At 73.6% G+C, this 25,270-nt stretch carries 13 protein-coding genes; 2 read left to right on the top strand and 11 right to left on the bottom strand.

Features of this window, described 5'->3' with window-relative positions; all coding sequences use genetic code 11:
• Nucleotides 1-4 precede the first annotated feature (4 nt).
• The gene (locus C8E97_RS14285) at nucleotides 5-2,623 is read left to right on the top strand and encodes an ATP-binding protein (RefSeq protein ID WP_147455112.1); all 2,619 of its coding nucleotides are present in this window, start codon (nucleotides 5-7) and stop codon (nucleotides 2,621-2,623) included.
• Between the two features lie 141 nt (nucleotides 2,624-2,764).
• Here the strand turns inward: C8E97_RS14285 and C8E97_RS14280 are convergent, their stop codons facing one another.
• Entirely contained in the window at nucleotides 2,765-4,051 is a 1,287-nt protein-coding gene (locus C8E97_RS14280; protein ID WP_121005739.1) for a cation:proton antiporter, read from the bottom strand.
• A gap of 356 nt (nucleotides 4,052-4,407) precedes the next feature.
• Here C8E97_RS14280 and C8E97_RS14275 point away from each other — a divergent pair, with 356 nt between their 5' ends.
• Entirely contained in the window at nucleotides 4,408-4,992 is a 585-nt protein-coding gene (locus C8E97_RS14275) for an ArsR/SmtB family transcription factor (protein ID WP_170211846.1), read from the top strand.
• A 216-nt stretch (nucleotides 4,993-5,208) separates the two neighbouring features.
• On the opposite strand, the gene C8E97_RS14270 is transcribed toward C8E97_RS14275, so the two are convergent.
• The 10 genes from C8E97_RS14270 to C8E97_RS14225 all read right to left on the bottom strand — a co-directional run bounded on the left by C8E97_RS14270 (nucleotide 5,209) and on the right by C8E97_RS14225 (nucleotide 25,221).
• On the bottom strand, nucleotides 5,209-5,586 hold the full coding sequence (locus C8E97_RS14270) for an ectoine synthase (protein ID WP_121011494.1): 378 nt from the start codon (nucleotides 5,584-5,586) through the stop codon (nucleotides 5,209-5,211).
• 55 nt (nucleotides 5,587-5,641) lie between these two features.
• Nucleotides 5,642-7,495: a non-ribosomal peptide synthetase gene (locus C8E97_RS14265; RefSeq protein ID WP_121005733.1), complete on the bottom strand. Its 1,854-nt coding sequence runs from the start codon at nucleotides 7,493-7,495 to the stop codon at nucleotides 5,642-5,644.
• On the bottom strand, nucleotides 7,492-8,289 hold the full coding sequence (locus C8E97_RS14260; RefSeq protein WP_121005730.1) for a thioesterase II family protein: 798 nt from the start codon (nucleotides 8,287-8,289) through the stop codon (nucleotides 7,492-7,494). The genes C8E97_RS14265 and C8E97_RS14260 overlap by 4 nt, the downstream gene beginning before the upstream one ends.
• A complete protein-coding gene (locus C8E97_RS14255; protein ID WP_121005728.1) occupies nucleotides 8,286-10,070 on the bottom strand; it encodes a non-ribosomal peptide synthetase in 1,785 nt (594 codons plus the stop codon). Before C8E97_RS14255 ends, C8E97_RS14260 begins: the two co-directional genes overlap by 4 nt.
• A 27-nt stretch (nucleotides 10,071-10,097) precedes the next feature.
• Nucleotides 10,098-11,120 (bottom strand): TauD/TfdA family dioxygenase, encoded by a 1,023-nt coding sequence (locus tag C8E97_RS14250; RefSeq protein ID WP_121005725.1) that lies wholly within the window; start codon nucleotides 11,118-11,120, stop codon nucleotides 10,098-10,100.
• 191 nt (nucleotides 11,121-11,311) lie between these two features.
• Nucleotides 11,312-12,559 carry an MFS transporter gene (locus C8E97_RS14245; RefSeq protein ID WP_121005722.1) on the bottom strand — a complete coding sequence of 416 codons (1,248 nt, stop codon included), beginning with the start codon at nucleotides 12,557-12,559 and terminating at the stop codon, nucleotides 11,312-11,314.
• A 103-nt stretch (nucleotides 12,560-12,662) separates the two neighbouring features.
• Nucleotides 12,663-14,795: an amino acid adenylation domain-containing protein gene (locus C8E97_RS14240; protein ID WP_121005719.1), complete on the bottom strand. Its 2,133-nt coding sequence runs from the start codon at nucleotides 14,793-14,795 to the stop codon at nucleotides 12,663-12,665.
• A 10-nt stretch (nucleotides 14,796-14,805) separates the two neighbouring features.
• Nucleotides 14,806-15,543 (bottom strand): thioesterase II family protein, encoded by a 738-nt coding sequence (locus tag C8E97_RS34525; RefSeq protein WP_170211845.1) that lies wholly within the window; start codon nucleotides 15,541-15,543, stop codon nucleotides 14,806-14,808.
• On the bottom strand, nucleotides 15,540-17,093 hold the full coding sequence (locus C8E97_RS14230) for a condensation domain-containing protein (RefSeq protein ID WP_121005716.1): 1,554 nt from the start codon (nucleotides 17,091-17,093) through the stop codon (nucleotides 15,540-15,542). The genes C8E97_RS34525 and C8E97_RS14230 overlap by 4 nt, the downstream gene beginning before the upstream one ends.
• A 4-nt stretch (nucleotides 17,094-17,097) precedes the next feature.
• Nucleotides 17,098-25,221, bottom strand: a complete 8,124-nt coding sequence (locus tag C8E97_RS14225; protein ID WP_170211844.1) for a non-ribosomal peptide synthetase — start codon at nucleotides 25,219-25,221, stop codon at nucleotides 17,098-17,100.
• Between the last annotated feature and the right edge of the window lie 49 nt (nucleotides 25,222-25,270).

Here is a 25,270-nt window from a genome sequence, read left to right as displayed (position 1 = left end):
TGACTTGGCGTGTCGATTCGACCACCGCGGGTGCGAGGGGCAGATGCGGTTCAGCGTCCTGGGAGAGTTGACCGTCCTCGACGACGCCCGGCAGGTCCCCCTCGGGGGCATCAAGCAGCGCGCCACGCTCGCCTTCCTGCTGCTGCACGACAACGCGTTCGTGCCGGCCAGCGCGCTGATCCGGGCGGTGTGGCCGAAGGGGGCGCCGCCGACCGCGCGCAAGATGCTCCACAACGCCGTGTCCCGCATCCGGGCGACGCTGTCCGAGACCGGTGTCGAGGACCCGCCCCGGTTGATCACCCACGCGCCCGGCTACCTGCTGCACACCGACCGCGGCCGCATCGACCTCGCCACCTTCGCGGCACTCGCCGACCGGGGGCGCGCCGAGCTGCTGGCGGGCGACCCCCTGCGCGCCTCCCGCACCCTGCACGAGGCGCTGGGCCTGTGGCGCGGGCCGGTCCTCGCGGACCTGGTCGAGCGGGGCATCTCGTGGCCCGAGATCACCACGGCGCAGCGCGCCCGGACCGACGCGCTGGAGGACTGCGTCGAAGCCGACCTCGCCTGCGGGCGGCACGCCGAGGTCGTCGCCGAGCTGGAGCAGGCGGTCGAGGCCGAGCCGCTGCGGGAGCGGCTGTGCGGGCAGCTCATGCGGGCGCTCTACCACTGCGGGCGGCAGGCCGACGCGCTCGGCCTCTACCGCAGGACCAGGGCCGCGCTGATCGACCGGCTCGGCCTCGAACCCGGCGGCGAGCTCCAGGAGCTGCACCGCGCCATCCTCAACCACGACCTCGGGCCGCACGGGGTCGCCGCGTCGCGGCCGGGCGACTCCGGAGGGGCGGTGGTCCTGCGCGGCCCGGAGCCGGTGGCGGCCGTGCCCGCGCGGCGCGCGGCGGGGCACGACCCCGAGGTCAAGCAGGTCACCGCCGTGTTCCTGGCGGTCCGGCCGGCGGCGGGGGCCGACGTCGACCCGGACCAGGTGGACCGCGCCCGCCGCCGCTCCGACGACGTGCTGGCACGGGAGGTGGCGCGGTGGGGCGGCACGGTCGCGGGCGCGCTCGGCCCGGTGTGGCTCGCGGTGTTCGGCGTGCCGAGGGCGCGGGACGACGACGCGCGGCGCGCCGTGCCGGCGGCCCGTGCCGTCGTGGACCGGTTGCGCGCCGACGGCGTGCTCACGGCCGGCCTGGAGGCGGTCGCCGCGGTCGCGACCGGCGAGGTGCTGGTCCGGCCGCACCCTGACCGGCCGGACGACCCGCCCCGGATCAGCGGCGGGGTGCTGGACACGGGTCTGCGGCTGCTGCTGTCGGCCGCGCCCGGCGAGGTGGCGCGGTGCGCGGCGACCGAGCGGATCACCGGGCGCCCGGAGGGCGGCCCCGTGGCGCGGACGCCGTTCGTGGGTCGCGACCACGAACTGGGGATGCTGCTGGGGCAGGTGGACGAGGCGGTCCGGTGCGCGCGCGGCCACCTGACCACCGTGCTCGGCGACGTCGGCATCGGCAAGAGCCGCCTGGTGCGGGAGTTCGCGGACGCCCTCGCCTCCGCGCGGCGCGACGTGCGGTGCGTCGTGGGCCGCGTCCCGGCGTGGCCCGCCGAGGCGACGCGGTGCTCCCTGCCGGCGGACCTCGTCCTCGGCGCGGCGGGCGTCCCGCCGGGCGCGGACGCCGACGAGGTGGAGCGCGCCCTCCGGCGGGCCGCGGCCCGGCTGCCCGGCCCTGGCGACCGGGCCGCCGCGGTGCTCGACGACCTGCGCGCCGCGGTCGACGGCGGAGGACCGCCCGACCCGTGGCCCTCGGTGCGGCGGTTCCTCACCGGGATCGCGGCGGGACGGCCCCTGGTGGTGGTCGTCGAGGACGCGCACCGGGCGGCGGAGCCGGTGCTGGGCTTCCTGAGCGACCTCGTCGAGGACGCGGCCAGGGTCCCGCTGCTCGTCGTGGTGACCGCGCGGCCGGAGCTGCACGAGCGGCGACCCGGCTGGGGCGGCGGCAAGCCGCACACCTGCACCACCACGCTGGAACCGCTCGCGGACGCCGACATCGCGACGGTGCTCGACCCGCTCCTCGGGCCGGGCGGCGCGGCGCGCCCGACGGCCGACCGCGCCGCGCCGCCGACGCGGGACCGGCTCGTCGCGCTGGTGGGCGGGAACCCGCTGTTCGCGGTCGAGTACGCGCGGGCGCTGCGCGGCGCGTCGGGTGGACCGGTGCCGACGGGGCCCTGGCCGGTGCCGCACCGGGTGCGCGCCGCCCTGGCCGCGCGGCTGGACGACCTGGGCGCGCCGGTGAAGGCCGTGCTGCTCGACGCGGCGGTGCTGGGTGACGCGGTGTGCGACGAGGCCGTCGCGGCGCTGGGCGGGTGCACCGCCGAGGAGGCCGCGCGCCGGCTCGCCCAGCTGGAGCGCCGCGGGTTCCTCCGCGGGCGCCGCCGGGCGGTGGCGGGGCGGCCCGCCTACGCCTTCCGCCACCCGCTCGAACGGGAGGCCGCCTACCTGCGGCTGCCGCGGTCGGTGCGGGTGCGCAAGCACCGGCTGGCCGCCGCGTGGCTGGACGACGCGGCGCGGGACCTGCCCGACCTGTCGGCCGACCACCGGCGGCTGGCCGCGGCGCTGGAGCACCCGTCGGCGGCGGCGTGACCCGGCCGGCGCGGACTCACCCGGCCCCGCTGCCCTCCCCCGCTGCCCTGCCCCGCTGCCCTGCCGCGCTCCTCGGCGCGGCCCGCCCGGCCCGCCCGGCCCTGCGAACCGCGGATCAACGCGGCCGGTCGGCCCGCCCGGTCAGCCCGCCCGGTCGGCGCGGCACCGCTCGGCGGGGTCGGACCCGCCGGGACCGGCCCCGGCCCGGTGCGGGTCGGCGACACCCGCGCCCCGCCTGCCCCGCGCCGTCAGCCAGCTCAGCAGGGGCCCGGACATGGCGGTGGTGACCACGGCCATCACCACCAGGAGCGAGTACAGCCGGTCGTCGAGCAGGCCGATCTGGAGGCCGACACCCAGCACGATCAGCTCGGTGAGCCCCCTGGTGTTCATCAGCGCGGCGAGCACCGCGGCGTCGTGGCCCGGCATCCCCTGCGAGCGCGCGCCGAGGAACGTGCCCGCCATCTTGCCCACCACCGCCGTGACCACGATCAGCGCCAGGTCGAGCGCGCCGCCCCAGCGGAGGCCGGACAGGTCGACGTTCAGGCCGGCGACCACGAAGTAGACCGGCAGGCACAGCGCCGTGCCGACCTGCGTGCGGTGCAGGAGGTCCTCGCGCCCGGCGGCGTCGGGCGGCCTCGGCATCACCAGCCCGAACAGGAACGCGCCGAACAGGAAGTGCAGGCCGATGAGCTGCGTGGCGGCGGCGGAGGCCAGCAGGCCGACGAGCACGACCCCGAACCTCCCCGGCGTCAGCGGCGCGCTCGGCACGAGCGCCTTCGCCAGCAGCGGGCGGACCACGACGAACATGAGCACCACGTAGGGCACCGCCAGCAGCACCTGCCAGTGCGGCACGCCGTCCCGCCCGACGACGGCCTGCACCAGCGCCAGCGCCGACCACGCGGCGACGTCGCACACCGCCGCCGCGGACAGCGCGATCGCGCCGATGCGGGACGAGCCCATCCCCCGGTCCGCGATGATCCGGGCGAGCACCGGGAACGCGGTCACCGCGAGCGCCAAGCCCAGGAAGAGCGCGAACCCCACCCGGTGCACCGTCTGGTGGCGCCCCACCAGCCACAGCGCCAGCAGCACGCCCAGCGCGAACGGCACGACCGCCGACCCCAGCGCCGCGGCCGTCGCCGGGCGGCCGGAGCCGCGCAACCGGGAGCGGTCGAACTCGTAGCCGACGACGAACATGAACAGCAGCACGCCGAGGTTGCCGACCGCCGACAGCAGCGGGCGCACGTCCGGCGGGAACAGCGCGTCCGGCACCGCGCCGTCGAACAGCGTCGGCCCGAGCAGGACGCCCACCGCGATCTCGCCGAGCACGGCGGGCTGCCCGAGCCGACGCGCCACCGCGCCCGCCGCGCCCGCCAGGGCGACGATCAACGCCAGGTCCACCAGCAGGAGGACCGCCTGGTGCTCGGTCACCGCTCACCCACCGCACGGGCGTGGTGCGACGCCGCCCGCCACGACCGGGGGCCGGCAGCGCGGCACGCGGTCTTCCCGGTGCGGCGGGTGGTGTGCCCGATCGGTTCGTCGTCCACGCTGCGCCCCCGTCCTGCTGCCCGCTCACCCGGCCGGCGTCCGGGACGGGCAGTCGACGGCGGACGCTAGCCGCGGCCGGGGACGGCGGGCGATGTCCCGCTACCACCGGCGGGTAACCGGGCGGTCGGTCGCGAGGGCGGTGGCTTGTCAAGCCCACCGAGGAATAGCGGTCACCTGGCAACCCACAGCCATCTAAAGATACCTTGCTAAACAACCCTTTAGCAAGATACGTTGTTAACGTGACCGAAGAGCACTCCGGGTACATCCGCGACCCCAAGGCGCTACGGGCGTTGGCGCACCCGCTCCGGTGGCAGCTGATCGAGCTGATCCGCAACGAGGACACGGCCACCGCCACCCGGTGCGCGCGGGCCCTCGGCGAGAGCGTGGCCGGCTGCTCCTACCACCTGAACCTGCTGGCCAAGTACGGCTTCGTCGAGCACGCGCCGGGCGGGGTCGGCCGCGAGAAGCGGTGGCGGCTGACCAGCCGCGAGCAGAGCTGGACCACCGAGGGGCTGAGCCAGGAGGGCACGCTGGCCGCCGAGGCCGCCGCCGAGGCGTTCCTCGACCACGAGGCGGCGCAGCTGAAGGACCGGGTGCGCCTCAAGGCCCTGGAGCCCGAGGACTGGCGCGCCGCCACCGGCGTGACCGGTCAACACGCGTTCCTGACCGCGGCCGAGACGGGCCGGCTGGCGGAGGAGCTGGCCGCCGTCATGGCCCGCTACCAGGAGCGCACCGCACGACCCGAACTGCGCCCACCGGACGCCCGTCCGGTCCGGCTGTTCCTCGCCATCACCGTGGCGCCGCCGACCGACCGCGTTTCCTGAAGCCGAGGGGGCACCCGTGCACGACCACGTCGAGACGATCCGAGCACTGGTACACCAACACCTGGCGGACGCCGTCGCCCACGCCGAGCGGCACCGATCGACACGAGCCAGCCGCCTGCCACAGCCGCGTGGGCACCGTCCCGCTCCGCTGAGGGGAGCCTGGACGGTGCCCAGCCCCCGGACGAGTCCGGAGAACACCGTGCAGCGACGCGGCCGTCAGTAGCTGGAGAACCCGGGACCGGCGACCACGTGCTTCTCGCTGCCGGAGAGCGGGGGGTTGAACACGCTGATCAGCACGAGGTCGCTGCCCTCGTCGGCGATCAGGTGATGGGCGTCGTGCTCGTCGAGGGCGTAGAGCACCCCGGGGCGCAGCTCGTGGCGGACCTGGCCGTCGGCGGACACGACGGCCCCCGAGCCGCTCGTGCAGTAGCACGCCTCCAAGTGCCTGCGGTACTGCAAGCGCGAGCTGGTCCCCGCGCGCACCACCGTCTCGGCGAGGGTGAAGCCCATTCCGTCGGACTGCACGAGCAGCCGGTAGCTCAACCCGTTGCCCCAGTCGACGGGCGTGAGGTTTTCCCTGGTGCGAACGATCATCTCCACGGCTCTTTCGTCTCTAGGGTTGGAAATCCGGGACCGGGCCGGTGAATGCTCACTGTCCGGAGTGGACTGCTCGGGTGATGGCCTCCACCTCGTCGGCGGACAGGGCCAGGCCGTACGGGTCGACGTCGTGCTCCGCCGCCCCGGCCGCCGGCGGGACCCCGCCCTGCTCGAACTCGACCAGGGCGGCCAGTTCCCCGACCGTCCGCGGCCGCAGCAGCTCACCGGCGGGGAGCCGGACACCCTTCCGGCGGGCGGCGCGCTCGGCCGTGATCGCCAGCAGGCTGCTTCCGCCCCTGGCGATGAACCCGTCGTCGAGCCCCAGGTCGGGCACCGCCAACACCTCAGCGAGGATTTCGAGGAGCACGAGTTCCCGCGCGGTGGCCCCGGTGGACCGCACCCCGGCGTCCGCCGGCGCGGCCAGGGCCGCCCGGTCCACCTTCCCGGTCACCGTCAGCGGCAGGGTGTCGACGACGGTGATCTGCGCGGGAACGGCGTGTGCGGGCAGCACGGCCGTCAGGTGGGCGCGCAGCGCGGTGGCGGTCGCACCCGCGGCGACCGCGAAAGCCGCCAGCGTCGTCACCCCGCTCGAACGGGCACGGGCGACCACGGCGGCCCGGGTGACCTCCGGGTGCGCCAACAGCGCCGCCTCCACCTCGGAAGGGGCGACGCGCACCCCGCCGACCTTCACCAGGCCGTCCGCGCGGCCCAGGAAGACGAGGTCACCGCGCGCGTCGCGCCGAACGAGGTCACCGGTGCGGTACATCCGGGAACCGTCGGCGGCGAACGGATCGGCGACGAAGCGCGCCGCGGTCAACGCCGGTCGGCCCGGGTAGCCGTGGGCCACCGCACCGGTGACGTACAACTCGCCCGACTCCGTCTCGCGGAGCGCCTCGTCCAGCACCAGCACGCCGTGGCCGCCGATCGGCGAGCCGATCGGGCACGGCCCGCCGCCGGACAGGTCATCCGCTCGCACCAGGTACGAGGTGACGTCCTGCACCTCGCTCGCGCCGTAGCTGTTGCGCAGCGCCCGTCCCGGCTCGGCGGTCACCAGTTCCCGCACCGCCGGCGACAGGGTGAGCTGCTCACCGGCTTGGACCAGGTCGCACAGGTCGGGCAGCGTGGTACCGAGCTGCCGCGCGGCCTCCGCTACCGCCTCCAGCAACACGTTCGGCAGCAGGAGCTGACCGACCCGGTGGTCGGCCAGCCACCGCACGAACTCCTCCGGTCGCGCCCGCAGCCCTTCCGGGGCGATCACCAGGGTCTTGCCCAGGGCGAGGCTCGCCACGATCTCCTGGAGCGAGACGTCGAAGCACACCGGGGCGGTCTGCGCGACCCGGATACCGGGCCGGCACACCAGGTTCTCCTCGTGCCAGCGCACGTACCCCGTCAGCGCGGCCATCGGCACGAGGACGCCCTTCGGCGGGCCGGTCGAGCCCGACGTGTACACGACGTAGGCGGGGGTGTCGCCGGTGGGCGTGGGCGGGGCGACCGCCTTCTCGACGGGTGTCGTCGCGAGCGCGTCCACCCGCAGGGCGACCGTGCCGTGCAGGTCCAGGTCGGCGGTCGTCACGACCGCCCGCGGCGCGCAGTCCGTGACGAGCGAACGGACGTACTCGTCCGGGAACGCCGTGTCCAGGGGGAAGTGGACACCGCCGACCTTGAGCACGGCGAACGCGGTCGCGACACCGATCGCCGATCGCGGCAGGTGCACGCCCACGACGTCGCCCACGCCGATGTCGTGCCCCCGCAAGCCCGCGGCGATGGCGTCGGCCACGCCGGCGATCCGGCCGTAGGTCCACTCGTCCTCGCCGTCGACCACCGCGACGGCTTGCGGCGAGCGTTCCACCCGGGACTCGAACATCGCCACGACCGATCGGACGTCGGTCGGTTCTCCGGTCCTCATGCGACGGAACCCCCTTGCTCGGCGTCCCACGGGAAGTACCGCGGCAGGACGGACCACACCTCGGGTGTGTAGAAGTGCCCGCCGGGCAGGTGCCGCGCGGAGAAGCCGGCGGCGGCCACCTCGGCCCACCGCACCTCGGCGTTGTCCTCGATCACCTCGTCGGTCTCGCCCAGCAGCACGGTCAGCGGGCTGAGCAGGGTTTTGGTGTCGTCGCAGTGGAAGGAGTCGCGGACCTTGATGTCGGCTCGCATGAGGTCGAGTGCCATCGCGGTGAGGTCGGGGTCTTCGAGCACGTAGTCGGGTAGCGCGCCGAAGTTGCGCATCCAGGCCATCAGTTGCTCGTCGGTGTCGTTCTGCGCGGGGAACTTGTCCCGCTCCCGCACGGACGCGTACGGCGCGTTGCAGGAGGAGATGATCACCGACTCGGCGACGCGGACGCCCTGGTCCTGGAGGCGGGTGGCGACGTCGTAGGCCATCCAACCGCCCATGCTGTGCCCGAAGAGCAGGTACGGGCGCTCGGCGACCTGGCGCGTCAGCGCCGCGGCGTCCGCGGCCAGCGCGTCCCACGAGTCGACCTGTCCTTCCAGGAAGCGCCCTTCCCGACCGGGGTAGCAGATCAGCGCCAGGTCGAGGTCGTCGGGGAGCAGGGAGGCCCACGGGCGGTAGGGCGCGGTTCCCCCGCCGCAGAAGCCGAAGCACACCAGCACCCGCTCGGCCGAGTCCCGCCGCAGCGGCCGGATGATCGACGTGTCGTCGTGGGGCGTCGCGTGCCCCTGCGCCGTCGTGGTGCTCACGACGCCGGCACCGCGGGTCGCGCCGTCTCCGCCGCGACCTGCCGGATGTGGCCGGCCAGGTCGCCGAGTCGGGGGAACCGGTATACGTCCGCGGTCTTGATGCGCACCGCGAAGGTCTTCTTGACCTCGCTCACCACGGTGATCGCCAGCAGGGAGTGACCGCCGAGGGCGAAGAAGTTGTCCTCGGCGTCGATCGCGTCCAGGCCGAGGATGTCACCCCACACCGCGCACAGCAGGTCCTCCACTCCCCCGCCCTCCCGGCGCGCCTCCGGTCCGGCCGGCGACCGGGGCGCACGACCTTCGAGGTCGGCGAAGTCGACCTTGCCGCCGGCGGTGGTGGGCATCCGGTCGAGGTGTGCCACCCGACCGGGCACCATGTGCGGTGGCAGCCGGGTCGCGCACCACGCCCGCAACTCCTCGCCCTCGGTCGCGGACCCCGTCACGTAGGCCACCAGCTCCCGTCCACCGCTCAGCACGACCGCGGCCGAAGCCACCCGGGGGTGCTCCGCCAGGACGTGGCCGACCTCGTCCAGCTCGATGCGGAAGCCCCGCAGCTTGGCCTGCCGGTCGGTGCGCCCCAGGAACTCCAGGGTGCCGTCCGGGCGCTCGCGCACCCGGTCGCCCGTGCGGTACATGCGGGCGCCGCCGTCGTCGAAGGGGTCGGCGACGAACCGCTGTGCGGTCAGCGCCGACCTCCCGACGTAGCCGTGGGCGAGACCGGGGCCGGACAGGTAGAGGTGGCCGGGCTCGTCGGGCGGCGTTGGCCGCAGTCGCTCGTCGAGGACGTAGCCCTTGACGCCGCTCAACGGGGTCCCGATGTGCGGAGTCGCCCCACCGATCCACGCGGCCGTGGCGTCGACGCCGCACTCGGTGGGGCCGTAGAGGTTGACCGCTTCCAGCCCGCCGGCGAGCCCGCGCGCCACCAGGCCCTCCCACAGCGCCCCGGGTATCGCCTCGCCGCCGACCAGCAGGCGCAGCGGCGACCCGCCCGACGCGACCCTCCGCTCCGCGAGGTGGTCGAGGTGCTCCCGCACGGCGAGGACGTGGGTGGGGGTGAAGTCGATGTCGGTGACCGCGTGGTCCTCCAGCAGCGCGACCAGCGCCTCGGGTTCGGTGCGCGCCTCGTCGTCGAGCAGCACCAGGGTGTCGCCGCGCAGCACCCTGATCCACTGCTGCACCGAGGCGTCGAACGAGATGCTGGCGTTCCACGCGACCGTGCGGTGCTCCGACGGGTACACGTCGTCGGCTTCGAGGGCGTGGACGAGCTGCTCGACGCCGCCCACGCCGACCTGGACACCCTTGGGCTTGCCGGTGGTGCCGGAGGTGTAGATCACGTACGCGGCGTCGTCCGGGTCGCGGTCCACGTCGAGCGGCGCGACGGTCGTGGTGGGCGGATCGACCGGCACCAGCGCGACTCCGTCGGGTCGACCGGGCACGGGTTCGTCCGCGATGACCGCGACCAGGCCGGAGTCGGCCATCATGAAGGCGAGGCGGTCCGCCGGGTAGGACGGGTCCAACGGCACGTACGCCCCGCCCGCCCGCCAGACGGCGACGAGGGCGACGACGAGCCGCGAGGTCCGGCCGAGGTGGATGCCGACGCGGGTGCCCGGACCGACGCCGGCGGCGGCCAGCGCGCCCGCCAGGCGGCGGGATCGGTGGTCGAGCGCGGCGAAGTCGAGCGCGCCGTCGACGGCGCGCACCGCGACGCGGTCGGGGAACTGCCGCACGACGCGTCGGAACCGGTCCGTCAGGTCGCCGGGCCGGAGGTCTGTACTCGTCACTGAACGCTCCTCCTTCGTGCGTCGACGTCAGCGCGCGCCGACCGCGACGGTCGGCGCGCAGTCGGCCAGGTCCACCGGTTCCCCCATCGCCACCACGATCCGGCGGTCGCCGCGGAACGCGTCCCGGCCGTGGGCGGCGAGCAGGTTGTCCACCACGAGGAGGTCACCCGGCGACCAGGGACGGCGCGTGGTCGCCGCGTCGTAGGCCGCGTTGATCAGGCGGGCGTCCGCCTCGTCGATGGGTTCGCCGTCCCCGAAGGTGGTGTTGAACGGGAGGTTCTCGGCGCCCAGCTCGTCGACGAGCGTCTCCCGGACCGCCGGCTCCAAGGACCACTGGTTCCAGAACGCCAGGTGGTTGAACCAGATCTCCTGCCCGGTGCGCGGGTGCCGGATGATCGCCGAGCGGTGCTGGCGCGTGCGCAGCCTCCCGTCGGGCAGCCACTCGTGGTCGATGCCGTTCTCACCGCAGTACCGGGCGACCTCGTCCGGGGAGGTGGTGTTGAACGCGGTGCGCCACCCCAGGGAGATGTCGTCGGAGTAGGTGCGCCACAGCAGCCAGCCGGTGTCGCGACCACGTCGCACCAGGTCCTCCGGGAGGTGGGACAGCACCTCGCGGCAGTCGGCGACCGGGGTCGCGCCACCGCTTCCCGGCGCCACGAGGCAACCGAACAGGAGCAGCCCCGGAAAAGTCATCGTGTAGCTGTTCTCGTTGTGCATTCGGATTCGTTGCGCGGCGGGCAGGTCGGTCGAGGAGTACACGGAATTGCCGAAGTCACTGCGCTTGGTCGCCTTCTCGCGGTACGGCGTTTCCCGACGGATGAAGGCGTCGCGGACGTGGGCGAAATCGTCCACGTCGCGCACGGGGAGGTTCCTCAGGTAAAGCGCACCGTACTGGTCGAGACCCGCTCGCAGGTCGTCCGCGACGCTCTCGATCCAGGCGCGCGCCGCAGGGGCGTCGGCCAGCGGCGGAGCGGTGACGACGGCGGGCGAGCCGGGGTCGAACGTCCAGTCCAGAGCGGGTGCGACAGCGGTCTTTTTTGGCGCGGTCATACCTTCCAACCTTTCTCCGGAACTCGTGGTCGAATTCCCGACCACCACCGACTCTACTGGCCGAATGCGTTGCGCCGACCGGAAGTTTTCATTCTCCCGGCGGCAGATCCGCACCTCCGCACACCGGGCCGCGGGCACGCCGGGCAGCACCCGCACGGCGGTGTGCGGGTGCTTTCACGACGCGGGTCGGGTCAGGCGGCGACCGGCAGGTCCCGCAGGCGGCGCAGGTGTCGGGTCAACAGGAACACGACGCACACCAGCTGGGAGGCGGCGGCCACCCACATCGCCGCGCGCAGGTCGAGGAACGTGCCGAGCGCGCCGCCCAGCAACGCGCCCAGCGGCAGTGCCCCGTTGGAGACGGTCCGCATGCTGGCGGTGACCCGGCCGAGCACCTCCCGCGGGCAGTAGCGCTGCCGGAAGCTGCCGATGATCACGTTCACCGCGGCGATGCCCGCGTCCAGCACGAAACCGCCCACGACGAACCACAGCAGACCGACGCCACCGGTGCTCAGCGGCATCAGCAGCGCGAACGGCGCGGTGCACAGCGCGATGAGCAGCAGGCCGCGCGCCGTCCCGGTCCTGGCGGTGAACCGCCGCACCGCCAACGCGCCCAGGACCGCTCCGCTGCCCGCCAACGCCAGCACCAGCCCGACCTCGGCCGAGCCGACCCCGACCGCGCGCACCAGGAACACCACCTGCAGCGCCTGCAAGGCGGCGGCGGCCAGGTTGGACACGGCGGCGTAGAGCGTGAGCGGGCGCAGGTACGGGTCCACCACCACGTGCCGCACCCCGACCGCGACGTCGCGCAGCAGCGACCCGCCGCGCTCGACCCGCCGGCCGGCCTCCTCCCGCACGCGGATGGTCGACAGGCAGACCAGCGACACCAGGAAGCCCGCGGCGTTGACCACCAGCCCGGTGACCGCGCCGACGAGCTGGGTCAGCACACCGCCCAAACCGGGACCGACGATCCGCGCGGCGGCCTCGCTGCCCAGCAGCTTGGAGTTGGCCTCGGGCAGGTGCTCCGCCTCGACCAGGGAGGGCAGCAGCACCTGGTAGGCGGTCAGGAGGAAGACCGCCGCGACGCCGACGCCGAACGCGACCGCGAGCAGCAGGGGAACGGTCAGCAGGCCGAAGTGCGCGGCCACCGGGACGCTGAGCAGCAACAGCACCGAGATCGCGTCGGCGAGGATCATCACGAGCCTGCTGGGCAGGCGGTCCACCACCGCGCCCGCGGGCAGCCCGACCAGCACCCAGGGCAGCCACACCGCGGCGTTGAGCAGGCCGACGACGAACGTGCTCGCGTCCAGCGCGAGCACGGCCAGCAGCGGCATGGCCACGGTCGTGACCGCGGTGCCCAACTGGCTGATCGTCTCACCGAACCACAACAGCCGGAAGTTCCGCTCCGCGAGCAGGCCGACGCCACGCACCAGTCGGATCATGAAGTTCGCATCCCCCCGAGTTCGGCCGGCGGCGGGGCGCCGACCGGTGGGCGCGCCCGGCGCGGTCCACCACCGCCGGCGAGCAGCGCCGCCGTTGATGATCTCATCGTCGCGCGTCGGGAGCGGCCGGATCGGCGAAGGCGACGTCCTCGGACCTGGCGAACCGGGCCAGGTCCACCGGCGGTAGCGCCTTCCGGTCGAGCTTCCCGTTGGCGGACAGGGGGAACGACTCCACCGCGGCGAAACAGGTCGGCACCATGTGCTCGGGCAGGCGGGCCCGCAGGAACCGCTTCAACTCCGCCACCCGGACCGGTCGGGACAGGGTGACGAAGCCGCACAGCTTGTCCCCTCCGCCGGCGTGCCGGAACGGCACCACCACGGCGTCCCCGACGTCGTCGTGCTCGCGCAGCATGGCTTCGACCTCACCGGGCTCGACCCGCATACCGCGGATCTTGACCTGGTGGTCGACCCGGCCCAGGTACTCGAACTCGCCCGAGGGCAGCAGCCGGGCGAGGTCCCCGGTGAGGTAGACCCGCTCCTCGCCCGCCACGTCCGCCGGGAAGCGCTCCGCGGTGAGCGCGGGGCGGTCGAGGTACCCGGCGGCCAGGCAGACGCCCGCGATGCCCAGTTCACCCACGGCACCGACCGGCCGCACCGCCAACCGGTCGTCGAGGACGTAGAGGCGCGTGTTGTCGATCGGCCGCCCGATGGGCACCCGGTGCGGTTCCGGCTCCACGCATGGGAAGTGACTGACGTCCACGGTCGCCTCGGTCGGTCCGTAGAGGTTCACCAGGCGGGCACCGGTCTCCTCGGCGAGCAACCGGTGGAACCGGCCGACCTGTTCCGGGGTGAGGGCCTCGCCACTGGTGAACACCGTGCGCAGGGAGCGGAGCTGGGCCAAGGGGCGCACGCGGTCCACGTGATCGAGGAAGGCGTCCAACATGGAGGGCACGAAGTGCACCACGGTCACGCCATGCCTGCCGATGGCGGTCGTGATGGCGGCGGGGTCCTTCTCGCCGCCGGGTGCCAACAGGCACAGCGAGGCTCCGTGCGCCGTCCACCAGAACAGCTCCCACACCGAGACGTCGAACGACACGGGTGTCTTGTGCAGCAACACGTCATCGACGCCGATCGGATAGGCCCGCTGCATCCAGGACAGCCGGTTGACCACTGCCCGGTGCCCGACCACCACCCCCTTGGGCCGCCCCGTCGAACCCGAGGTGTAGATGACGTAGGCGGGGTCGCCGCTACCGCGCCCCGGACGGGGGTCGCCCGTGGCCGTCGAGTCGGCCGTCGCGGGGTCCAGCACCGCGCACGACGCGGGAGGGACCACATCGCCGTCGGTGAGCAGCAGCCGCGCTCGCGCGTCGGTGAGGATGTGGTGGGTGCGGCCCGGCGGGTTGGCGGGGTCGAGCGGCAGGTAGGCCGCGCCGACGCGCAGGACCGCCATGATCGCGGTGATGGACGGGACACCGCGCCGCAGCAGCACGCCGACGACGTCGCCGGGACCGACGCCGCGCTCGCGCAGCGCGTGGGCCAGGCGTTCGACCCGCTCGTCCAGGTCGCGGTAGGTGAGCACGCCGCCGTCGTGGACCAGGGCCGGCGCGTCCGGCGCGTGTCGTGCCCGGCGATCGAACAACCCGTCCAGCCGGACCTCGCCGTCGAACGGCGCGGCGGTGTCGTTCACCTCGGCGATCAGGCGCAGGTCGGCCGCCGTCGGGACGCCGATCGCCCGCCGGGGCGTCGACCGGCGGACCGAGGCCGCGACCTCGGCCGAGCGCGCGAACGCCCGCTCGGCGACCGTCGGCTCCCACCGCCGGCCGTCGTACCGGATCTCGACGTCCCAGCCGTCGACCGACCGCGACACCTCGGGCAGGCACAGCCACGTGGCGTCCGCCCAGTCCCGCGGCGCGACGCGCGGCGCGACCGCGAGGGCTGCCCCGACCGCGCCGGCGAGTTCGCCGAACGGCGCGTCGAGGTCCGGCGCGCACCGGACCAGGCGGAGCCCGGTGGCGCGCGGGTCGGGGTCGGGGCAGGCGAGCACGATCGTGTCGTCCCCGCGGTAGCCGGCCACGAGTGCCGCCACCACCGCGACCACCGCGGCCAAGTCGTCTCCGGGTGGCGGTGGCACCCGCACGTGCACGGCGTGCAGGTGCTTCGTGGTGTCGCGGGTGGTCCGGTCGACGGCCGGCAGCGGGTCGCCGACCGGGGTCGCAGGTGGTACGTGCGTGGTCATGGTGGGCACCTCACCCGAGCAACAGGGACAGCTCGCGGGCCGTCCGGGCCGGATCGTCGAACAGGAAGTCGTGCGCGCCGGGGAACTCGCGCGTGGTCACCCGCGCCGAGCCGTACTCCGACCACGCAGTGGTGTCGTCGGGATCGGCGGTGACCGGGTCGTCCGCGCCGGTCCACACGTGCAGGTCCGCCGGCACCCGACGCCCGCGCTCCGGGCGGTAGGCGTCGAGCGCCAGGTAGTCCGCTCGCCAACGGCTCACCAGCGCGCTCGTGAAGTCCGGCGCGGCGGCGAGGTCGGGCGGTAGCGGTCGGTCGCCCAGGACGTGGCCCAGCACCGCGTCGTCGGTGTAGTGGTCCGGTCCGTGGCGCGGCAGCCGGTGGGGAGCGACCTGGGCGGCTACCACCAGGCCGCGGACCAGGCCCGGCGCGCTTCGGTGCAGGACGTGCGCCAACTCCAGGCCGACGACCGCGCCCATGCTGTGCCCGACGACGAGCAGCCGTTCCGCCGTCCGACCGGGCAGGAGGGCCTCGGCGAAGGACTCGGCCCTCGTGCGGACGTCGGCGAGGCCGGCCGCGGTCGTCGGCCGCAGCCCCACCGTGACGACCCGCACGCCCGGCAGGTGCTCGGCCAGTGGCGTCGCCGTCCGCGCCGGGACGCCGATGCCGGGCAGGAGCACCACGGCGCACTCGGTGTCCAACGACGCGCGCGGGCTGAGGGTCACGCCGAGGCGGTGGCCGGGTGCCGTCACGACCGCACGCCGGTGGCCGGTTCCACCAGTTCCGCCAGCGCCGCCACGCAGGCGCGGCCGAGCGGCTCCGCCCGTGACCGCTCCGGGGCCATGCCCGCGCAGGTGACCGTGATGTGCAGCCGGCCGCCGTCGATGGCCGCGATGAACTCCACGGGGTGCGTCAGCAGGTTGGCCGGCTCGCGGTCCGGTCCGACCGGCTCGGCGACCTCGGTCAGCGGACCGGCCTGGCCCCCGGTGGCTCGTCCCAGGTAGTTGAACAGCACGCCCGGCAGCGGCGCGCCCGCCAGGACCTCGTCGCGGGCCGCCAGCAGGCCGAAGCGCACGCCACCGCACGGGGTGCTCCGCAGTTCGCGCGCCGCCGCCTCGGCGGCTCGCCCCGTGCCTCCGGACACCGGTACGACGACCGGGTGGACCTGGGTGAACCAGCCGACGGTCCGGCTCACGTCGACCTCGGGGAAGAGCGGTTCGCGGCCGTGGCGCTCCACGTCGATCGTGACCGACCCAGCGTCCGCGCACCGGCCCGCGGCGGTGGCCACCGCACCGAGCAGGACCGCTTCGACCGGTACATCGGGGAGGCGGCGGACGCGCGCGAGCAGCAGCGAGGTGGTGTCCTCGTCGAGTTCGGCCGACCAGGTGGTCGCCTCGTCGATCCGCTGGGCCGGCCACCGGTCCCGGCTGTGGTCCGCCCACGGCAGCGCCGAGGAGCGCGCGGCGCGGTCGCGCCACAGGTCCAGCTCACCGCCGCAGTCCGGGTCCCCCGCGTGCTCGGCCATCAGGCGCGCCCAGGTGCCGAACGGCGTGCCCGGCGGGGGTAGCGCCACCGGGCGGCCGGCGCGCAGCTGCCGGTACGCCGTGGTCAGGTCGTCGATGAGGATGCGCCAGGACACGCTGTCGACGACCAGGTGGTGTGCCACGAGGAACAGCCGGTGGCCGGCCGGACCGAGGTCGAGCAGGGTGGCCCGCACGACCGGGCCCGCGCCGGGGTCCAGGGTCGCTTGCGACCGCGCGGTACACCGTTGCAGCAGCGTGGCCGGGTCCTCTCCCACCCGGGTGGTCACGACGTCGAAGGGTGGTGGCTCCGTGTCCCGCTCGTACCACTGCCAGGCCGGTTCCCCGTCCGTCACGCCGAATCGCAGCGCGAACGCGTCGTGGTGGGCCACCACCGCGTGGAACGCCGCTCGCAGCGCTTCGACGTCCGGCTGTTCGCACGCCAGCAGCACCGACTGGTTGTAGTGCTCCGGGTGTGGTTGCCGCCGCAGCAGTTCGCGTTGGATGGCGGTGAGCGGCAGTGATCCCTCGGGGAGGGGCACTCGCGCGCCACCGTCCACTTCGGACGTCACGAGCGCCAGCTCGGCCACCGTCTGGTGGCTGATCAGCTGGGTGGGCCCCACGGCCAGCCCCGCGGCCGCGGCCTTGGCCACGACCTGGATGGCCAGGATCGAGTCCCCACCGAGGTCGAAGAAGTTGTCCGAGCGGGTCACCTCGACGCCGAGCACCTCCGACCAGATGTCGACCAGCAGGTCCTCGGTGCGGCGGATGTCCGTCGCCATGTCGCTACTCCCCACCTGATGCGATCGACGACGCCGCGACGCCGATCGGGATGTCGGCGTCGGTCGCCGCCGATTCGAGGATCTCGCCGAGCGAACCCATCATCCGTTCGGCCGTGGCCCGGTCGAACAGCTCGGTCGAGTACTGCAACGAGCCGGTGAGCCCCTGCGGCGCACCGCCGTCGTCGGTGCTCGCGCGGAACGAGAACAGCAGGTCGAACTTGAGCGCGTCGGCCAGGTCGATCTCCAGCGGCTCCGTCGAGAGGCCGCGCAGCGGGATGTCGGTGGCCAGGTCCGCGGAGTGGGCCAGCATGACCTGGAACAGGGGGTGGTGGGCGGTGGAGCGCGCCGGGTTCAACTCCTTGACCAGGCGCTCGAAGGGGACGTCCTGGTTGGCGTACGCCCCCAGCGCCACCTCACGCACCCTGGACAACAACTCCCGAAAACTCGGATCACCACCCACATCCGTCCGCAACACCACCGTATTGGCGAAAAACCCCACCAACCCGTCCAACACCTCATCACCACGCCCCGCCACCGGAGCACCCACCACCACGTCATCACCCGCGCCCAACCGCGCCAACAACACCGCCAACCCCGCCTGCAACACCATGAACACCGTCACACCACAATCACGCGCCAACCCCACCAACCCACCGTGCAACGACGAAGGGAACACCACGTCCACGTAGCCGCTGCGCCGACTCGGCCGGGCAGGGCGCGGCCGGTCGGAGCGGATGGTGCTCAAGGGCGGGAGCCCGGCCAACGCCTCGCGCCAGTAGTCCAGCTGGCCGTCGAGCACGGACGCCAGCCGCTCACGCTGCCACAGCGCGTAGTCCGCGTACTGCAACGGCAGCGGCGCCCAATCCGGCGCCCTGCCCTCCGAGCGTGCCGCGTATGCCCGCGCCAGGTCGTCGGCCAGCGGTCCCAGCGACCAGCCGTCACAGGCGCTGTGGTGCAGGGACAACAGCAGCACGTGGTCCTGCGGCCCCACCTCGAACAACACCGATCGGATCGGCAGGTCCACACCCAACCGGAACACCTCGCTCGCCGCCGCGAGCACCGCGTCGTCCACAGTGGACTCCGAGCAGCCGACGCGGCGCAGCGGCACCTGTGCGTCCGAAGCCCCGATCACGTGCTGGAAAGCCTTTCCGCCCGACGACTCCAGCACTGTGCGCAGGCTTTCGTGGCGTACCACCACATCGTTGACCGCCCGCGCCAACGCCCCCGCATCCAACCCGCCACGCAACCGCACCGCGAACGGCACGTTGTACACCGCACTCGGACCCTCGAACTGATCCAACAACCACAAACGCTGCTGAGCGAACGACAACGGCACCCGACCCGACCGAACCACCGCCCGCGGACCAACCACACCACCACCACCCGAAAAACGCCCCACCAAACCCCGAACCGACGGCGCCTCGAACAAATCCCGCACACCCACACCGACACCCAGCGCCGACCGCACCCGACTCACCAGGCGGGTCGCGAGGAGCGAATGCCCACCCAGGTCGAAGAAGTCGTCGTCGACGCCGACCCGCGGACGACCGAGCACCTCGGCGAACAGCGAGCACAGGATCTCCTCCTGCGCGGTGCGCGGCGCCTGGTAGCCGCCCGCGGCGACCTCGGGGTCCGGCAGCCCCCGGTGGTCCAGCTTGCCGTTGGCGGTCATCGGCAGTTCGTCGAGCAGGACGAACGCCCCAGGCACCAGGTAGTCGGGCAGCACCTCCGCGACGAGGTGCCGCAGCCGGGGCACGTCGACCGCGCCCGGCGCGTCGGCGACGACGTAGGCCACCAGCGTCACCCCGCCGCTCGCGCGGGTGCGCGGGACGACGGCGACCCGCGCGACACCCGGACCGCTCGCGACCACCGCCTCGACCTCACCCGGCTCGATGCGGAAACCGCGGATCTTCACCTGGTCGTCGGCCCGGCCGAGGTACTCCAGTTCCCCGTCCGGACGCCGGCGCGCCACATCGCCCGTGCGGTACATCCGGGTGCCCTGGGTGAAGGGGTTCGCGACGAACCGGCTCGCCGTCAGGCGCGGATCACCCACGTACCCCAACGCCACACCCGCGCCCGCCGCGTACAGCTCACCCGCCACGCCGACCGGGACGGGTCGCAGCCGGCGGTCCAACACGTAGACGCGGGTGTTGTCCAGCGGCCTCCCGATCGGCACCGAGGTCCGGTCGTCCTCGCCCATCACGTGCGAGGTCGTGAACGTAGTGACCTCGGTCGGTCCGTAACCGTTGACCAACGCGGTGTCGGGGCAGCCCTCCAGCACCGAGCGCACCGCGTCCACGGAGGGCGGCTCGCCCCCGGTGATGATCTCGCGCAGTCCCCGCAAGGCGTCGAGGTCCTCGTCGGAGAGCACGGCGAACAAGGTCGCGGTCAACCACGCGGCGGTGACCTCGTGGGTTCGCAGCGCCGTCGCGACGGCTTGGCGGCGGTCTTCGGCATCCGGCACGACGACGCAACGCCCGCCGCTCGTCAGTGGGACCCACAGTTCGTAGGTGGACGCGTCGAACGCTTGTGGGGAGTGCACCAGGACCGCGTCGTGGTTGCCGTTCGCGAACATGCGATCGCTGACCAGTGCGGTGATGTTGCGGTGTGACACGGCGACGCCCTTGGGCCGACCGCTGGAGCCGGACGTGTACATGACGTAGGCGATGGCGTCGGGGTCCACCTCCGGGTGGGCACCGATGCCGGGGCCGTCCCGAACGTCGTCGACCACGATGTGCGCCGGCACGTCGATCGGGTGTTGCGGCGCGTTCCGCCCGCTGGTGACCAGGGCGGTGACTTCGTTCTCCGCCAGCATCAGGCGAATCCGCTCGGCCGGGTACCGGTGGTCCAGCGGCACGTAGTACGCCCCGAGCCGCCAGGTCGCGAGCACCGTGGCGATGAACTCGGCGGAGTGCTCCACGAGGACCGCGACGCCGTCGCCGGCACGGATGCCGTGCTCGGCGAGGACGGCGGCGAGTCGCGCGGCCCGGTCGTCCAGCCGCCGGTAGGTCACCTCGCGCGCGCCCTCCACGACCGCGACCGCGTCGGGCGCGCGGTCCACCTGTCGGCGGAACAGCGCGTCCACCGACGACGTCGCCGGGTAGTCCGCGTCGGTGCTGTTCCACGTCTCGACCAGCGTCGTGCGCTCGTGCTCGTCGAGGATGTCGAGGTCGCGGACGGCGGTGTCCGGGTCGGCCACGGCGGCGGTGAGCAGGCGTGCCAGCGCGCGGACCATGCGCTCGACCGTGGTCCGGTCGAACAGGTCGGAGGAGTACTCCACCTGGCCGGCGATCCCGGCGGGCCGCCCGTCCGCGTCCTGCCGGGCGCGGTACCCGAGCGAGAGGTCGAACTTGGCGACGCCGAGGTCCACCACCTCCTCGGACGCGAGAAGGTCCGGGAATTCCAGCTGCTGCCCGACGTCGCTCTCGGCCGCGAGTGCCACCTGGAACAGGGGGTGGTGGGCGGTGGAGCGCGCCGGGTTCAACTCTTCGACCAGGCGCTCGAAGGGGACGTCCTGGTTGGCGTACGCCCCCAGCGCCACCTCACGCACCCTGGACAACAACTCCCGAAAACTCGGATCACCACCCACATCCGTCCGCAACACCACCGTATTGGCGAAAAACCCCACCAACCCGTCCAACACCTCATCACCACGCCCCGCCACCGGAGCACCCACCACCACGTCATCACCCGCGCCCAACCGCGCCAACAACACCGCCAACCCCGCCTGCAACACCATGAACACCGTCACACCACAATCACGCGCCAACCCCACCAACCCACCGTGCAACGACGAAGGGAACAGCAGGTCGACCTGCCCACCGCGACCGCTTGGCCGGTTGGGGCGCGGCCGGTCGGTCGGCAGCTCCACACGGTCGGGCAACCCGGCCAGGGTTTCGCGCCAGTAGGCGAGTTGGCGGGCCAACGCGCTCGTGTCGTCGCCCGCCGAGCCGAGCGCGTCGCGCTGCCACAGCGTGTAGTCCGCGTACTGCAACGGCAGCGGCGCCCAATCCGGTGCCCCTCCCGCCAGTCGCGCGCGGTACGCGAAGGCCAGGTCACGGGTCAGGGGACCGAGCGACCCGCCGTCACAGACACTGTGGTGCAACGACAACAGCAGCACGTGCTCCCGCGCGCCCACCTCGAACAACACCGTTCGGATCGGCAGGTCCGCACCCAACCGGAAGGGTTCCTCCGCAGCCGTCCGCAGCAGGCCCGGCAACGCCGCTTCGTCGCACCGCACCAGGGTCAACGGCACGTCGGCCGCTTCGACCACCCGCTGGAACGGGACGCCGTCGACGGAGTCGCACATCGTGCGCAGGCTTTCGTGGCGTACCACCACATCGTTGACCGCCCGCGCCAACGCCCCCGCATCCAACCCGCCGCGCAACCGCACCGCGAACGGCACGTTGTACACCGCACTCGGACCCTCGAACTGATCCAACAACCACAAACGCTGCTGAGCGAACGACAACGGCACCCGACCCGACCGAACCACCGCCCGCGGACCAACCACACCACCACCACCCGAAAAACGCCCCACCAAACCCCGAACCGACGGCGCCTCGAACAAATCCCGCACACCCACACTCACACCGAAGGCCGACTGCACCCGACTCACCAGACGGACCGCCAGCAGCGAATAGCCGCCTGCCGCGAAGAAGTTGTCGTCCGGGCCGATCGAGGGCAGGCCGAGCACGTCGGCGAACAGCGAGCACAGGATCTCCTCCTGCGGGGTGAGCGGCCGATCGGACGACGGCGCGGGGCTCGCTCCCGCCGGCGTCGGTCGGTGCGCGAAGCGCAGCGCGCCGCCTGGTCCGCGACGAACGGTCGCACCGGTGCGGTACATCAGGCCGCCGTGGTCGAAGGGGTTGGCCACGAGGCGGTCGGACGACGGGGCGGCAGCGCCCACGAGGTACAGCTCACCCGGCACGCCGAGGGGCACCGGTTGCAGCGTCCGGTCCAGCACGACGAACCCGACCGCTGCCGGGTCTCCCCCGCCGGCGCGGATCGCGGCCAAACCGCGGATCACCCGCGCGACATCCGGGTTGTCCGCCGGCAGCTCGTCCGGCCGTCCGGTGCGGCGCCCGGCCCGACCCACCAGTCGGGCACGGGTCGTCACCACCTCGGAGGCCGCCGTGGCGAGCGTCGCCGCGGCCGGCTCGTCGAACCAGCCGGACAGCAGCTTGGCGCGCTCGTCGGCGGCCAGGACGTCGATCCCGCCCACCCGCGCGCCCGCGTCGGCCGCCACGGCCGCGAGCACCCGCACGAACCTGGCCATCATCGTCGCCACGGAGGAGCGGTCGAACAGGTCGGTCGAGTACTCGACCGCGGCGGTGATGCCGGCGGCACCGCCCCGCTCGTCCACCGCGGCCTGGTAGCCGACGGACAGGTCGAACTTCGCCGCGTCCAGGTCGACCGGCAGCACCTCGGTCACCAGTCCCGGCAGGTCGAGGTGCGCGCCCGCGTCGGTCTCGTCGGCGAGCATGACCTGGAACAGCGGGTGGCCGGAGGCCGAGCGGTCCGGGCGGAGCGCCTCGACCAAGCGCTCGAACGGCACGTCCTGGTGGGCGAAGGCGTCCAGGTCGGCTTCGCGGACCCGCGTCAGCAGCTCGCCGAAGGTCGGGTCGCCCGAGGTGTCGGTGCGCAGGACCACGGTGTTGGCGAAGAACCCGACGAGTTCGTCGAGGTTCTCGTCCGAGCGCCCGGCCACCGGTGTGCCGATCGGCAGGTCGGTTCCCGCGCCCAGCTTCGTCATGAGCACGGCGAGCGCCGCCTGCAACACCATGAACAACGTGACGTCGTGGTCGCGGGCCAGTCGCAACAGCTCCGCGTGCAGCTCCGCCGGGACGTGCGCGTGCACGTAGTCGCCGCGACCGGTGGACGTGGCGGGACGCGGCCGGTCCGCCGGCAGCTCGGTACGGGCCGGCAGGCCCGCCAGCGCATCGCGCCAGTACTCGACCTGGTCCCGCCGGTGCGGACCCATCAGCTCGTGCTGCCACAACGCGTAGTCCGCGTACTGCACGGGCAGCTCGACCCAGTCCGGGCTCCCGCCCACCGAGCGAGCCCGGTAGGCCGTGCTCAGGTCGCGGGCCAGCGGACCCAGCGACCACCCATCGGTGATCATGTGGTGCAGCGACAACAACAGTACGTGCTCGTCGTCGGCCACCGCGAACAACACCGCCCGGACCGGTGGCCGCTCGGCGATCCGGAACACCGAGTTCGCCACCGCGCGCAGCCGTCCGGGCAGCTCCGCCCGGTCGCAGGTCTCCCGCTCCAACGCGACCGGGTCGTCCTCGGCAGCCAGCACCCGTTGGAAGGGCACGCCTTCGTCGTCGTCGAACACCGTGCGCAGGATCTCGTGCCTGCCCACCAGGTCCCGGACCGCCGACTCCAGCGCCGGTACGTCCAGCGCACCGGACAGCCGGATCGCGAACGGCACGTTGTAGGTGGACGTGGGTCCTTCGAGCTGGTCGAGGAACCACAGTCGCTCCTGGCCCGGCGACAGCGGCAGCCGCTCGGGCCGCCGCGCCGCCCTCGTCACCGGCGGGCGGACGGCGGAGCCGCCGTCGAGCCGGGCGGCCAGCGCGGCGGCCGTCGGCGCCTCGAACAAGGCGCGCAGGCTCAGCTCCACGCCGAGCACGGACCGCATCCGCCCGATCAGCCTGGTGGCCGGCAGCGAGTAGCCGCCGACCGCGAAGAAGTTGTCGTCCACCCCGACCGAGGGCAGGTCGAGGACCTCGGCGAACAGGCCGCGCAGGATCTCCTCGCGCTGCGTGCGGCCACGCCGGTCGCCGGTCTGGGCGTTCGCCCGCCGCCCGCCCGTCCAGTCGAAGCGGCGCGGCGGCGCGGGCACGGCCGCCCGCAGCTCGGCGATGCGGGCCCGCGGTGCCGCGACGAGCGCGGTGAGGTGGCCGGTGAACTCGGCCAGCACCGCCGCCGCCGTGTCCCGGTCGAAGATGTCGGAGCGGAACTCCAGCGCCAGTCGGGTGGTGTCGCGCAGCTCCACGTTCATGGCGAGCGGGTAGCCGGTGGAGTCGAAGTACTCCACGTTCCGCACGCCCTCCGGCCACCGCGGGCGCGAGCGCAGGTCGTCGACGTTGATGGAGGTGTCGAACAGACCCGTGCGCGCGTTCACCGCGCGGTGCAGCTCCGCCAACGGGACCCAGTTGTGCCGGTGCAGCGCGGCACGCGTGCGCTGCATCCCGACCAGCACGGCCGCCGCGTCGTCCTCGGGCCTCAGGCGCAGCCTGACCGGCGAGGTGTTGACGAACAGGCCCACACCGTCATCCAGTGCCGGGACCTCCGTGGGACGGGCGTCGACGACCATCCCGAACATCACGTCGTCGCGGTCGAGCCGGGACGCCAGCACCAGGCCCCACGCGAGGTGGAACGCGGTGCCGGGCGTCACGCCCCACTCCCGGCAGCGATCCAGCAGCCGGCCCGTCCACTCGGTCGACAACTCGTGCCGGAGCAGGTCCGACGCCGCGTTCTCGCCGCCGTGATCGAGGAACAGCCTGGGCACGTACCCCTCGACCTGCGGCCGCCAGGCCGCGAGCGCCCCTTCCGCGTCCTGCCCGCGAAGCCAGGAGAAGTAGGGCGCGTAAGGGTTTTCCTCGACCCCATCGGGCACGGCTCCGGTGCCGCCCAGCACCTCGGCGACGATCCGGTCGAGCGAGGTGCCGTCGACCAGGGCGTGCTGGGCGGTGACGACCAGCCGGTGGCGCTCCCCGCCCAGCTTCAGCAGCGTGAAGCGGATCAGCGCGGGCGCGTCGATCGGCACGCCGCGACGCCAGTCCTCCTCCGCCAGCCTCCGGGCGGTCTCGTCGCGCTCCGCTTCGTCGACGCCCTGGACGTCGTGCTCCGCCCACCGCAGCGCGACCTCGTGCTGGACGACCTGGACGGGCCGGCCGCCCGCCCTGGTGAAGATGCGCGTACGCAGCGCGGGGTGACGCCGCACCACGCGCTCGGCAGCGGCTCTCAGCCCGACCGGGTCGAGTGGCCGGTCGAGGTGGACGACCACCTGCAGGGTGTAGGTATTGCTCCCCGCCGTGCCCTGTAGCGACTCGAACAGCATCGCTTCCTGCACCGCGGTGAGCGGGAACACATCTTGGATGACGGCACCGCGCACGCGTGTCTCCCTGGTCGGTGTGAACGACGGCGACTGCCGGTCGGGCCGG

The sequence above is a fragment of the Saccharothrix australiensis genome (assembly GCF_003634935.1).
In the GTDB taxonomy this organism is placed as follows: Bacteria; Actinomycetota; Actinomycetes; order Mycobacteriales; family Pseudonocardiaceae; genus Actinosynnema; species Actinosynnema australiense.
This window is presented reverse-complemented; position numbering and strand designations above follow the sequence as displayed.

Bases quoted from the DNA above. Each gene is read 5' to 3' on its own strand.
- C8E97_RS14270 (WP_121011494.1), bottom strand. From the start codon at position 5,586: ATGATCGTTCGCACCAGGGAAAACCTCACGCCCGTCGACTGGGGCAAC.
- C8E97_RS14265 (WP_121005733.1), bottom strand. From the start codon at position 7,495: ATGAGGACCGGAGAACCGACCGACGTCCGATCGGTCGTGGCGATGTTC.
- C8E97_RS14250 (WP_121005725.1), bottom strand. From the start codon at position 11,120: ATGACCGCGCCAAAAAAGACCGCTGTCGCACCCGCTCTGGACTGGACG.
- C8E97_RS14245 (WP_121005722.1), bottom strand. From the start codon at position 12,559: ATGATCCGACTGGTGCGTGGCGTCGGCCTGCTCGCGGAGCGGAACTTC.
- C8E97_RS14240 (WP_121005719.1), bottom strand. From the start codon at position 14,795: ATGACCACGCACGTACCACCTGCGACCCCGGTCGGCGACCCGCTGCCG.
- C8E97_RS14230 (WP_121005716.1), bottom strand. From the start codon at position 17,093: ATGGCGACGGACATCCGCCGCACCGAGGACCTGCTGGTCGACATCTGG.